The sequence below is a fragment of the Paenibacillus zeisoli genome (genome assembly GCF_003994465.1).
Classification (GTDB): Bacteria; Bacillota; Bacilli; order Paenibacillales; family Paenibacillaceae; genus Fontibacillus; species Fontibacillus zeisoli.
In genome coordinates this window covers 289,882-302,758 of sequence record NZ_RZNX01000003.1, presented here as the reverse complement: position 1 = coordinate 302,758, position 12,877 = coordinate 289,882, and the positions used below count along the sequence as shown (strand labels likewise).

Annotated in this window: 12 protein-coding genes; 6 read left to right on the top strand and 6 right to left on the bottom strand. The window is 50.1% G+C overall.

Going from position 1 to position 12,877, the window contains the following annotated elements:
- Positions 1-18: 18 nt before the first annotated feature.
- On the bottom strand, positions 19-420 hold the full coding sequence (locus EJP77_RS10365) for a hypothetical protein (RefSeq protein ID WP_127199161.1): 402 nt from the start codon (positions 418-420) through the stop codon (positions 19-21).
- A 219-nt stretch (positions 421-639) separates the two neighbouring features.
- Between EJP77_RS10365 and EJP77_RS10360 the strand changes: the two genes are divergently transcribed.
- The 3 genes from EJP77_RS10360 to EJP77_RS10350 all read left to right on the top strand — a co-directional run bounded on the left by EJP77_RS10360 (position 640) and on the right by EJP77_RS10350 (position 4,880).
- Positions 640-3,399: an alpha-mannosidase gene (locus EJP77_RS10360; RefSeq protein ID WP_127199160.1), complete on the top strand. Its 2,760-nt coding sequence runs from the start codon at positions 640-642 to the stop codon at positions 3,397-3,399.
- A 182-nt stretch (positions 3,400-3,581) separates the two neighbouring features.
- Positions 3,582-4,214, top strand: coding sequence for a hypothetical protein (locus EJP77_RS10355; RefSeq protein ID WP_127199159.1), 633 nt, complete (start codon positions 3,582-3,584; stop codon positions 4,212-4,214).
- A 141-nt stretch (positions 4,215-4,355) separates the two neighbouring features.
- Complete coding sequence (locus EJP77_RS10350; protein ID WP_185897309.1) at positions 4,356-4,880, top strand: HEAT repeat domain-containing protein; 525 nt, start codon at positions 4,356-4,358, stop codon at positions 4,878-4,880.
- A gap of 137 nt (positions 4,881-5,017) precedes the next feature.
- Here the strand turns inward: EJP77_RS10350 and EJP77_RS10345 are convergent, their stop codons facing one another.
- The 5 genes from EJP77_RS10345 to EJP77_RS10325 form a co-directional block, all read right to left on the bottom strand.
- The gene (locus EJP77_RS10345) at positions 5,018-5,605 is read right to left on the bottom strand and encodes a hypothetical protein (RefSeq protein ID WP_127199157.1); all 588 of its coding nucleotides are present in this window, start codon (positions 5,603-5,605) and stop codon (positions 5,018-5,020) included.
- Between the two features lie 50 nt (positions 5,606-5,655).
- On the bottom strand, positions 5,656-6,324 hold the full coding sequence (locus EJP77_RS10340; protein ID WP_127199156.1) for a hypothetical protein: 669 nt from the start codon (positions 6,322-6,324) through the stop codon (positions 5,656-5,658).
- A 312-nt stretch (positions 6,325-6,636) separates the two neighbouring features.
- A complete protein-coding gene (locus EJP77_RS10335; RefSeq protein ID WP_127199155.1) occupies positions 6,637-7,494 on the bottom strand; it encodes a sugar phosphate isomerase/epimerase family protein in 858 nt (285 codons plus the stop codon).
- 2 nt (positions 7,495-7,496) lie between these two features.
- Positions 7,497-8,378, bottom strand: coding sequence for a sugar phosphate isomerase/epimerase family protein (locus EJP77_RS10330; protein WP_127199154.1), 882 nt, complete (start codon positions 8,376-8,378; stop codon positions 7,497-7,499).
- A gap of 18 nt (positions 8,379-8,396) precedes the next feature.
- Positions 8,397-9,458, bottom strand: a complete 1,062-nt coding sequence (locus EJP77_RS10325) for a Gfo/Idh/MocA family protein (RefSeq protein WP_127199153.1) — start codon at positions 9,456-9,458, stop codon at positions 8,397-8,399.
- Between the two features lie 129 nt (positions 9,459-9,587).
- Here EJP77_RS10325 and EJP77_RS10320 point away from each other — a divergent pair, with 129 nt between their 5' ends.
- The 3 genes from EJP77_RS10320 (at position 9,588) to EJP77_RS10310 (ending at position 12,815) form a co-directional block, all read left to right on the top strand.
- Positions 9,588-10,448 carry a helix-turn-helix domain-containing protein gene (locus EJP77_RS10320; RefSeq protein ID WP_127199152.1) on the top strand — a complete coding sequence of 287 codons (861 nt, stop codon included), beginning with the start codon at positions 9,588-9,590 and terminating at the stop codon, positions 10,446-10,448.
- A 107-nt stretch (positions 10,449-10,555) separates the two neighbouring features.
- Positions 10,556-11,671, top strand: a complete 1,116-nt coding sequence (locus EJP77_RS10315) for a hypothetical protein (protein WP_127199151.1) — start codon at positions 10,556-10,558, stop codon at positions 11,669-11,671.
- A 106-nt stretch (positions 11,672-11,777) separates the two neighbouring features.
- Positions 11,778-12,815: a hypothetical protein gene (locus EJP77_RS10310; RefSeq protein ID WP_127199150.1), complete on the top strand. Its 1,038-nt coding sequence runs from the start codon at positions 11,778-11,780 to the stop codon at positions 12,813-12,815.
- Positions 12,816-12,877 lie beyond the last annotated feature (62 nt).

Below are 12,877 nucleotides of genomic sequence, written 5' to 3'. Positions count from 1 at the left end.
CAGGCCAGGTAACTCAAGTCATGCACTCAAGGTAAGCGCATCCCGCAGGGACAGCGCCACCAAGCAGGCAGTCGCAGGCAAACCGGCCCAACTCCGCCCCGCCGACGAGGTAGAGGCAGGCCAGGTAACCCAAGCCATGCACCCAAGGTAAGCGCATCCCGCAGGGACAGCGCCTCCAAGCAGGCAGTCGAAGGCAACCCGCCCAACCCCGCCCCGCCGACGAGGAAGGGGCAGGCCAAGTAACCCAAGCCACGCACCAGAGGTAAGCGAATCCCGCAGGGACAGCGCCTCCAAGCAGGCAGTCGCAGTCACCCCCGCCGAAGGCCAGCTCGACCCCGGCGAGATTAAGCCGGGGGGAGCCTCCTGAGCTCTTTGCTCAAGCCTAAAGCGGGTCTCCAAAGGAGACGGCAAGCGGCTCATAGCACACCGTACCTCAGTCCGGGCAGGAGCGCACCGGTAGAGCGTGTCCCCCAAAGGGGGACGACAAGCGGCTCCACGCTCCCACACGCAACTCGGGTGCACCCAATTCCAGCTCTCTCCACCAAAACCCAGGGTGTCCAGAGGGCAGAGCCCTTGGGGCCCTCCCTTGGCTAAGGGAGGGTTTGGGAGGGATCGAAACACAAGGAGGAAAAACAACCCATGCCAAAAAGATCAGCCCATATTATCTCCCACACCCATTGGGACCGGGAGTGGTATCTGCCCTATGAGAAGCACCATGTCCGTCTTGTTCAGCTGATAGATACGCTGCTGGATAAGCTGGATGGGGATAGTGAATTCAAGAGCTTTTACCTGGATGGTCAGACGATTATTCTTGAGGACTATCTGCAGGTTCGCCCGGAGAACTTGAATCGCCTGCAAAAGCATATTACTGCAGGGCGTTTGATCATTGGGCCTTGGTATATTTTGCAGGATGCGTTCCTTACGAGCGGTGAAGCCAATGTCCGCAATATGCAGATTGGGCATCAGGATGCTTATAGATACGGGGAGCCGGCGAAGATCGGATACTTCCCGGACACCTTTGGACTGGTCGGCCAGACCCCGCAGCTGATGCGGCAGGCGGGCATTACGAACGCTTTCTTCGGCCGGGGCGTGAAGCCAACTGGCTTCAATAATACCGTGTCCGACGGGGGATATGAGTCCTCCTTCTCGGAACTGATCTGGGAAGGACCGGATGGCTCTAAGGTGCTCGGCATCCTATTCGCCAACTGGTATTCGAACGGGAACGAAGTGCCTGTAGATGAAGCCGGAGCAAAACAATTCTGGGAACGGAAGCTGGCCGATGCTGAGAAGTATGCGTCCACCGGCGAGCTGCTGTTCATGAACGGCTGTGATCATCAGCCGGTGCAGCTGGATCTTCCAGAGGCGATCAGGACGGCCCGGGAGCTTTATCCGGACACAGAGTTCATCCATTCCAATTTTCCGGACTATCTCAAGGCCATTGAAGGGGCGCTGGACCGGAGCAGTCTGTCTACGGTACATGGTGAGCTGAGAAGCCAGCGCACGGACGGGTGGGGCACACTCGTGAATACGGCATCCGCCCGGGTCTATTTGAAGCAGATGAACCAGAAGGGGCAGGCGATACTCGAAAAAGCAGCCGAGCCGCTGGCCGCCCTGGCCCATGTGCTGGGCCGGGACTACCCGCATCACCTTTTCACTTATGCATGGAAGACACTGATGCAGAACCATCCCCATGACAGCATCTGCGGATGCAGTGTGGATGAAGTGCATCGTGAGATGGTGACCCGCTTCGAGAAGAGCCGTCACGTGGCGGAGACGATTATAGAGGACAGCAAGAAAGTGATCGCAGACGAGGTCGACACCTCAGTTTTCTCCACCTACGGGGAAGCTCCGCTTCCGCTGATCGTGATGAATACCAGCGGCTGGAGCCGCACAGGTGTGATTAGTGTGGAGCTGGATGCGGAACGCTTGTATTTGCGGGAGGGCTACACGCTAGAGGAGAGCTCAGCGCGGATGAAGGCTGTCGACCTGTCCGGCCGCTTGCTGGTAGATACAGAGGGTAGGGAAGTGGCATGCACGGTCCAGGATCTGGGCCTGCTCTTCGGCTATGACCTCCCGGATGATCAGTTCCGTCAGCCGTATATGTGCCGCCGGGTAAGATTAACGTTCGAAGCACAGCACGTACCCGCGCTAGGTCTGAGATCTTACGCATGGGTGCGCCAGCAGGGCAGGACGGCGGCTGCAGCTGTGGCTACGGAGCCAGATGACAATCAGCCTGATTCCCTGATCCGAGGAGATCGCATCTTGGAGAATGATTTGCTTAAGGTTGAAATTGCCGAGGACGGTTCTTTTTCACTACAGGACAAGACAAGCGGTAAAATCTATAAGGATCTGGGAGTGTATGAGAATACCGGAGATATCGGGAACGAATATATGTACAAACAACCGGAGGGAGAGCAGGCGCTGACGACCAAGGGACTCGCGGCCGAGATCGCCATTCTGGAGGATACCCCCTACCGTGCCAAGGTAGAAATTAAGCATGAGTGGGAAATTCCCGCGTCTGCAGATGCTAAGCTGGATGAGGAGCAGCGGGCGCTGGTCTATTATCCGGAGCGGCAAGCGCAGCGAAGCCGGGATACCGTAACCCTGGGACTTCGTACCGTACTGAGTTTGGAACGTGAGGGCCGAGGGCTGCATATCGAGACAAAGATCGATAATACGGCAAAGGATCACCGAGTCAGGGCGCTGTTCCCGACAGATCTGGATACGGCGGTACACCATGTGGATTCCATGTTCGAAATTCCGCAGCGGGACAACGAACCAGCTCCAGAGTGGGAGAACCCGAGCAATACCCAGCATCAGCAGTGCTTCGTGGATGTTAGTGATGGAATGGCCGGACTTACCGTGGCGAACCTCGGCCTGAATGAATATGAAGTGCTTCGCGATGGACGAAATACGACAGCGATCACGCTGCTGCGCGCCGTTGGCGAGCTTGGCGATTGGGGGCTTTTCCCAACGCCGGAGGCTCAATGCCCGGGAGAGATCACCATGCATATGGAGCTTATTCCCCACAGTGGAGATGGAATCGAATCCGGTGCTTATGCCGAGGCGTATCAGTTCCAGATCCCATGGACGGTATGTCAGACCGGGGTGCATTCGGGAACGATATCCCCAGTGTACGCGCCGTTTAAGTGGGAGGCCCCGCAGCTGGCTTTTTCTTCGCTAAAAATGAACCCAGACACCAAAGACCTGCTGCTTCGCTGGTTCAACATGAGCAGAGTTGAGGCGGAGCTCACCCTGGAATCCGGGCTTCCGTGCGAGTACATCTACAAGACCACCATTCTGGAAGAGGCGAATCCGCCGTCTACCAGCAATTCGGCTGACGGCCTTACTATACTGGCGGGGCCTTGCGAGATTCTTACTCTCGGGATTCATAGATAGAGCATCATGCATATCTACTAACTAGTCTGTAGAAAAAGAAAGACTGCCTTCAGTCATTTAATATGACAGGGCAGTCTTTTGCTAATCCTATCCCCGCCGAATTCACAAAAGGAGTTATAATATAGCGAGCGGACATTACATAACTTAAATCCACTCCGATATGCCGAGGGAGGGAATACTTAATGCAGCAAACCCATGAAGAGGCCATGGAATACTTGAGGACAGCTGCTGTCTCTGAGAGAAATTTAAAGTTCAGGCAAGCAGTAAATGCCTTGGATTATCGTCATATAACAGCCGAGGATGCTAATGTTCTGAGAGATATTTATTTCAAGCTAAAAGACATGGCACTACGAAACCAAATACTCGGCTGTTTCATGCATTTATCGAATCCTGAGCTGGGGCTGGGGCCATTTTTCCAGGATGCCTATAAAAAAGAACGATATCTGGACATGAAGCTGAAAGCTGTTCGTGGTCTCGCAAATTATGCCACAGAGCCTGAAATTGAGCGGACTATGAAGCACTTCACGAAACTGTTGATGAAAAGACCGGAACATACCCCTTACAACTATCAGGAATATGAATTTCTACGCTCTGCCTGCGGACTTCCGTATTTAATCAAGAAGTATGGTTATGCATGTTTTGAGCAGGCGTTTATGCAGGAGGAGCAGCAGTATAATGATATGCCCGACGCATTCAAGGGACATCATACCTATGATGAAGTCGGTAATTTCATAGTTCTGAGAAGTGCAGAGGAAGTGCAGAAAATGCTGAATAAGTTCTTTGCAGCCAAAAGGAGTAACAACGAATCCATTTAGATTGAAACAGCAAACGACCTGGACTTAAGAATGAAAAATGGGTTATGGGATTAAATGTATAATAATTATAAAAAAGGAAGTCGTGCTGGTGTAAGTAAGCTACCTAATGCTAGTAATAAAAGTAGAGGGGCTGACAAAGTTATGAGTGATGAGCTTGTGAACAAAAACCAGACAAGTGAATTGAAAATTCATGTAAATGAACTTGCAAAAAGGGAGACCATGTGGCCTGCATTCCATGCCTTAGTGAAGTCGGGGGAGTCCTCAGTTCCTGTTCTCATAAAAGCGTTGAAAGAGGACGATGATATTGTGAGGGCAGTATCGGCTGTTGTTTTGGGAGAAATTGGACCCATTGCGGATCAAGCAATCCCGGACCTAATCCAACTTCTGCATGATAATAATAAAGAAGCTCGAATGTCAGCCGCTTTGGCTTTAATAAAGATCGGTAACGAGGCTGTGCAAGCTCTAGAACAATGTTTGCAATCAGATAATCCATTGGCCAAATTTTGGGCTGCATGGGCTCTAATTATGAACGATTCCTCTAAGATGGAGGCTGTGCCCATCCTGAAGGAAGCTTGGGAGACCAGTAAGGATAAATATGTAACTCTGGCAGCAGCAGAGGGGCTCAGTAAAGCTATGAAGTGGAGAATTGATGAGTTGAAAGAGTGAATTGCAATGTTATTTTTCATGGACAATAATATTCTATGTCATGCGACAAGCACTTTCGGTGAATGAAGTCCGCGACAAGCGCGGGCTTTTTCACTTTTTAGAAGGAAATTTAATATAACATACAACTATAACAACATTCATCGATTAACAGGAATATTATTTCTATCATCCACAATAACATTTACATACTCGCCATATTTCTGTTTGATGTCAGCAGCTTGCTTGTCTGACAACTGCCCCCTGACCATGATTCTTTCACTAGGCACATCTATACCTATGGAATATGAAGAGTTCTTATCTGAGATAGAATTAACATAGTCAGCGACTTTTGGATACAGATTGCGAAGAATCTCCGGGTTAACCTTGCCTTTGCGTACGACCAGCTTACTTCCTAGTCTTTCTTTGAGAACCTTTAAGACGGATCTAATTTCTTTGGCGTTCTCTTGATAAGTGATAAAAACAACCTTAGGGCTGTTAACATCCGCATTATCATAGTAATAATCGGCCTGCTTCGGAAAAAGGTTGGGTTTATTAGCATATTCCTGCTTAATTGCTGATTCTACTATGGGGATGACTTCTTTTTGAAAATCAACTATCTTCTGAGCCTCATTAGCAACAGGAACTGTCTCTTTAACTACTCTGTCCTTTTGTAATTCAAATCCGATGATGCTGGCCATAATCACGGCAGCACCGAGTGATAGAGTAATCACCGTAGATTTTTGCATAGATTAACTCCTCCTAAATAGCCCGTCCCCCTTAAGTATACAATTTTTTCTTAATGCAATGTTTTTTCCAGGCTCCTATTGAAATACTGACCCACCGCAATTTTGGTGCGAGAATTAGCCTCATTAGCCTTGTCCTTGTACGCCAAAAACTCTTTCAAATCATTAGGATCATTGCTCTTGATGTAGCTGATTAACTTTTGGGCGGCTAGCTTGGAATTCTCAGCGCGTTCTCCTGCGAATGTAAAAATTTCATCCGGTCTATCAACAATGTAGGCAAGGTGGAGTTCATCAAAACTGTTAATGGCTTTGTCCACCGCGTCTACCGACTCCTGAAGCTTTGTTGTATTAACAGGCTCTTTAAGAAGAATTTTGCCCAGAATGTTCAACGATTCCTCATCAAACTCATTATAGCTGCTCGTAAAGTCTCTCTGAAGTCGGTCTAATATGCTGAGGTTAGTTAGATACTTGAATCTGTTGTCCCTGATCGTGAGGGTCTGATTGGTCAATTGAACCGAGAAGTTGGCTTGCCGGAGCAGATAGGCGGGAACATAGATCCGATCATTCTTGGTAAGAGGGGCATCGTTCTCCGATGGAACCAGTTCGGTGTTTCCGTTCCAGAGGATTTTAATTCGCCCATCCTTGTAAGCTTGTACCGCTGTGACCGTGGATAGGGTCAGAATAAGTAAGGTTAGTATGACGAAAATACTCTTTTTTCTCATCTTTTCCTCCTAAATTGAATGCAGTGTAAATACAGAATTCATCGTATACACTTCTGGTAAAATATTCAATAAATAAAGTGAACTGAGAAGTTGTATAAGGAGGAGAGGGCAACGGAGGGGAAGTTTGGAACTGAAGGAGCGTCAGCGCTCGCCTTTATCTCCAGATTTCATCCGCTATAAGCGGTTAATAAAGAGAAATCTGGAGATAACAGCGGACGGAAGACCAAACCTTCACCGGAGTTGCTGCTAGTCCTGACCTACAGCAATCTTCAGTCCATTTTATATAGGAGGAAAAATGAGAAATGTCCGTATTTAAACCTCGTTCCAGATCCGCGCCACATTCTCAAAAGCAATCCGGGTTCCTGTGCGGCAATCCTCCATGCCTTCATACTCAATCGAGATGTAGCCGTCGTAGCCGGAGCTCTTCACGATTCGCAGAATCTCATACAGATCCAGATCTCCTTGACCGGCAATCGCCCCGCGCAGGTAAGCTCCTCCAGCACTTCGGAACCAGCCTTCACCGGGGTTGCGGGAACCGGGACGAATGTAGAAGTCCTTCACGTGAACCATGGAGGCGTAAGGGATATTGCTGCGAACGGCCGTAACTGGATTCTCGTCCACACACACGAAATTGCCCACATCCAGCGTAGTCTTGAAGTTAGGCCGATCTACAGCGTGAATGAGCGCTTGTACACGGTCACTGGCCTGCACGTAGTACCCGTGGTTCTCGACACTAGTGATAATCCCATACTGTTTCGCATAATACGCAATCCGCTGGCAGGCACGGGCGATCCGCTCCAGATCCTGATTAAAACGCAGGATGGATGTGTCCTTTCTTGAGGCCACATCGTGGCGCATGAGCCGGGCGCCCAGCCGGTAAACCCGGTCCACTTCGGAGATGATCCGCTGAATCTCAGCTTCGTACTCCTCCTCGGTATCTGTAATGAAATTAGCGCCGATCGCGTAGTTGGAAATGTCCAGCTGCAAAGCCGATGCCTTCTCACGGATCTGATCTTCCAGTTCAGGATTCTCGTTAAAGTCATACCCAATCGGAACGATCTCGATATGCTCCGCGCCAATGCTGCGGGTCCATTCCATAACCTCGAGGATGTCCATCTCCCCCGCGGCCAACGCCTGATACAAGCTGTACGAACTAATTCCCAGTTTCATGGCTATTGCTCCTTGAATGATTTGATAAAAGCTACCGCCTGGCGGATGTCTTCCTCTGGATTTGCTCCAACTTCCCGTTCAATCGTCAGGTATCCGGTATACCCGATTCTCTGAAGTGCCGCGAAATAAGCGGGAAAATCCACTTGGCCCTGGCCAAGCGGAACCTCCTCGAAGGCCGCGCCGGAGGCCGCCATCTCGGCGATTTTCTCATGATCCATCTTTCCGTATCCCAGATAGCCGTACACATCTCTTGGATCGACGGGGCGCAGACGCTTCCCGTCCTTTACATGGGTGTGCACAAGGAAGTCCCGCAGCAGCTCCACCCCCGCGATCGGATCGTCTCCGGTCACCATCACCATGTTCGCCGGGTCGAAGTTCACGGACACACCATTGGTACTGAGCGTATCCAGGAAGCTTTTCAGATGGGCAGCCCGCTCAGGCCCCGTCTCGATCGCAAAATAAGCGTTCATGCTCTTGGCATACACGCCAAGCTCCTCGCAAGCCCGCTGCATCGAGTCATAGATACGGCTCCCCGTATCGTCCGGGACGATGCCGATGTGTGTCGTTACCACGTTGGTTCCCAGCTCAGCGGCAAGATCCAGAATCCGCTTGGACTTCTCGATCTTCGCCGGATTCGCCTCGGCATCCTGGAAGCCGTGACCGGCCAGGTCTCCGCACAGGGCGGAGACTTCCAGCCCGAGGCCCTCAATATAGCTGCGCAGCTCTCTGCGCTGCGTCCCGCTTAAGTGGGCAGGGTCCATCTCGCCGGATACGGCATAAATTTGGACGCCATCTGCGCCCACTTCCTTAGCTTTTACCAAGCCATCTCTAACCCCTACGCCAAAGCTGTCAACAATTACGCCGATTTTATTGGTAAGCTTCATCTCTACAGAGCCTCCTCGTTATTCGAAATGGATCTCCCGGCCTTCCTCCGCCGATTGATAGATTGCGTTCAGGATTTTGATCATCTCTACGCCGTCTTCCACCGGGCTGTTCGTCTCGATGAGGCCAAGACAGGCATCGACAAAGTGGTTGATCTCGTTATCAAAAGCCTCTTGGAAGTTGAAACCAGGCTCGCTAATCTGCGGCTCAATATTGATGATCGTGTTATGCTTCTCCGTCACAATGGAGAGTGCCGGTTCAATCTCCGCTCCGCCCTTATCCCCGTAAATATTCACATGGGCTGAGTTCATCTTGGCGTGCAGCGAGAAGCTGACATCGACCATCAGGGAGGCGCCGTTCTCGAACCTCACCAGAGCGTTCGCCATATCCTCAACGGTGTTCAAGGAAGCATCGTAGTCCGCCGCCTGATAGAAGCTGAAGTTCTCAATATGGGAGCGGTTGCCGAGCTTGTTGTACGTATTTCCGCTGACAGATTTCACTTTGGGTCTGCCCATAAGGTACCAGCACAGATCTATGACATGGACTCCGATGTCGATCAGCGGCCCGCCTCCGGAACGCTCCTTGTCCGCGAACCAGCCGCCCGGATTGCCGAGACGCCGGATGATGCTGGCTTTGGCATAGTAAATTTCGCCGAGGTCCCCGGCATCGATAAACTTCTTCAGCACCCCAATGTTGGAGGCGTGTCGGCGGACATAGCCGACCTGGAGCAATCTTCCGGTACGCTGAACCGCTTCTTCGATCCTGAGCGCCTCATCTACAGTCTTGCACAGTGGCTTCTCACAGAGCACATCCTTGCCGGCTTCCAGAGCGGCAATGCTGATCTCTGCATGAGTGTTGTTCCAGGTGCAGATGCTGACGGCATCCACCTCCGCGTTCGCAAGCAGGTCGTGGTAATCCGTATATACATGAGGAATGCCGTATTTCTTGGCTGTCTCCTGGGCCCTCTGTTCATTCAGATCGCTGATCGCCCACAGCTTGACTTTCGGGTTGGCCTGATAAGCGGATAGGTGACATTCGGAAATGGAGCCGTTGCCGATAAGACCGATTTTGAGTTCGCTCATATGTGATCTTCCATCCTTTCATGATCCGTGAGGGGTCTGGTACAATGGGGTTATAGTAAGCACGGATATGTTATATATGTTCATTGAATTCAATGTAGCACAGCTGGTAGATGGGGGAGAATGTGCAGGATGACAAAATATCTGGATTATATGATCAGTTCCGATCCGATACGGATCTTCAATCCAGCTGTTGAAGCAAGCAAAAGAAAGCTGAAGTCGATTGCGGTCATCAACGCCGGACATTTGCCTGGCAGAACGCTCCAGCGGAGGGAAGCAAAGTTCAATTATTGGGCGTTCGCCATGATTACGAAGGGCAGCGGCTATTATCAAGTGGACGGCGGCGAGCCTCAGCGGGTTGAGGCAGGAAGCTGGTTCTGTCTATACCCGGGAGCCGTGTTTAACTATGGTCCTGAGAAGGACGGGTTCTGGGATGAGTATTATTTTACGGTGGAGGGCAGCAGGGTTGCGGAATGGCTTGAAAGCTGGCTCCCCGATCCATCTCTGGTAAAAACAGCGGTCATGGATGAGAAGTTCATTCACAAGATGGAGATGACGTTTATGCTCATTGACAGCGGAGTTCCAAGTAATCTAGACCGTGCCGCCATGAGGATCGAGGCGTTCATGTATGAGCTTGTCACCCAGCCGGACCGTGTTCAGGAGAGCGGCCGTGGAGGTCTGGTGCTCAAGGTGATTGAGGACCTGGCAGAGTCTCTGCACACTATGCATGAGCCAGCGGAACTGGCGGCCAGACACCATATTTCCGTCTCCACCCTGCGCAGAATCATCCATGACTACACGGGTTTTCCCCTGAATGAGTACATTCACCAGCTCAAGATCGGGGAAGCGAAGAACATCCTGCTCAATACAGAGCTGTCCGTCAAGGAGATTGGAGAGGCGCTTGGTTACAAAGATACGTTCTATTTCTCCCGAGTATTCAAAAGAATTACCGGCATCTCGCCGAGAAGCTATCGCGGCCGGGGCGGGCAGTGACCTTCTTAATAATTTTATTCAAATTAGGCGTTCAACCAGACTTGCTGCCGCGCATAACCTAGAGTGTAAGCATTTTCTTCAGACATTCAAAGGAGCGTGTTAACTTCATGGCGGAACGGGAAAAGCATTATTTTGCGCGCGGCAATACGGCTGCTGGATTATATACGTTGTTCGATTCGGTGCTGGCCGGGCTAGACACGGTATTCGTGCTGGGTGGACGTGCGGGGGCAGGGAGTGCAAGGGTGCTGCAGGAGCTGGCGGCTGCCTGGAGCAGCAGAGGCTGGAGCGTGCACTATATTCATCAACCTCTGGACAGCCGGCTGCTGGAGGGCGTGATCCTGGAAGATGCACGTATCGGAGTCGTGGACGGAAATGCATGGGGAGCCGATCCGGTGCTGGAAGGTACGGAGATTCGCTATGTCGATCTGGAAAAAGTACTGGATAAGGAAGTCCTGGGCGCTTCCGCTGATGAGATTGAGGAGTTGGATCAGCAGATCAGCGCCATCTATAAGCTGGCCTATGCTACTTTCCACAAGACTCTGCTGATTCACGATGAATGGGAGAAGTTCTATATCGACAATCTGGACCGGGGGGCTGCGGATCAGATCGCGGCTCAGCTCACCGAGGAATATCTTATTCCTAGTGTGCCGCGTGAAGCCGATACGCAACAGGTGAAGGTGGTTCATCGATTCCTGGGCGCCGCGACCTGGCAGGGAGCCATTGATTATGTCCCGAACCTGACGAGGGATCTGAACACTCGTATTTTTGTAAAAGGACGCCCGGGTTCCGGCAAATCCACCCTGTTCAAGAAGCTTGCCGCAGAGGCCCAAAGCTGCGGCATCCGGACCGAGATCTATCACTGCGGATTCGATCCGAACAGTCTGGATATGCTGATCTTCCCGGATCTCAGTCTAGCAATCTTCGACAGTACCGCTCCGCATGAGCATTTCCCTGCCCGCAAGGGGGATTCGATTCTCGATGTCTACAAGCTGGCCATTGCAGACGGTACGGATGAGAAGTACGCAGACGAAATTTCCGGGATCAAGGACCGGTATACCAGTTCGATGAAAGAGGCCATTGCTCTCTTGGAGGGGGCCAAGGACACCCGGGATCTGATTACCGCGATCTATAACGACGCACTGGATATTCATGCGCTGCATGAATTGTCTGCAGAGCTGCTGCGGGAAGTGGATCAGCTGCTGGATCCGTCGGTGCTTCATTGACATACCACAAGCGGCCTCCTAAATGGGGGGCCGTTTTTTTACGATTTGGAAAAATTACCAAATTGTCCTATATTAGATTTAGATATGTAGGGGGAGGAGCTTCTAAATGATGTCCAAGCTTTTTAGGAATAATATGAGTTATTTTATTGGTGTAAGCTTGTTTATAATTCTGTTTGACCTCGTTGTTGTTAAGTCTGTACTGGCTAAAGAAAATGACCAACTGCTGTCGATTGGAGTTACGTTAGATTTTGTTGTTGTAATTCCCTTGTTACTTTACTTCCTTATCTATCGACAACGAAACAAAAAAATCATAGCGGTTCTTCCCTACGCACTTATAGGTTATATCGCTTTAGCGTTGACGCTGCCTCACACAAGTCAAGGAACACTGGACATTGTAAAATATACCCTTATACCCATGGAGCTTACGTTTCTATGTTATGAGATATTTAAAATCTACCAAATCGCAATTAATTTCAGACGGAATTTTACAGCGGGTTCCCATCCGATAGAAACGTTGCGGAGAAGTCTTGAAGCCATATTCAACAGCTCCAAAATAACATCTTTACTTGTTCATGATGCCTCCGTCTTCTATTACGCGCTATTGTCTTGGGGGAAAAAGCCCTATTTACGAAATGGTACTACTTCATTCAGTTATCATACAAAGTCAAGCTGGCTTATAACCATATTGATATTATCCAAGGTCCTGCTAATTGAAGGTGCGTGTATTCATCTTCTTATTATGCAATGGTCACATATCGCTGCCTGGGTGCTTTCATTAGGAAATATATATATTATTATTTTATTCATTGCGGATTACCGGGCTATGTGCTTAAACCCGATTTTAGTGTCACAACAAGACATAAGACTTCAGTATGGCATTCAAATGTCATCGTATATTGACATAGATAATATTGAATCTGTCTCTGTGATTAAATCTGGGGGATTGGCACAAAAGGACCTGAAAACATCCATCACGCCTCTTATCATAGAACCCAATGTGCTTGTACGTTTGAAAAGCAAGATTACGGTTATTCATTTGTTCGGAAAACGGCAAATCGTTGATCAGGTGTATCTATTCTTGGATAACCCACGTGAATTCCAAGAGGAATGTCAGAACTTAATGGAGCAACAACAAAATAGTTGAATACAATGCCAAGAGGACAGCCAATTCAAGGCTGTCCTCTTGGTTAAGTTGTCTATTTTCCT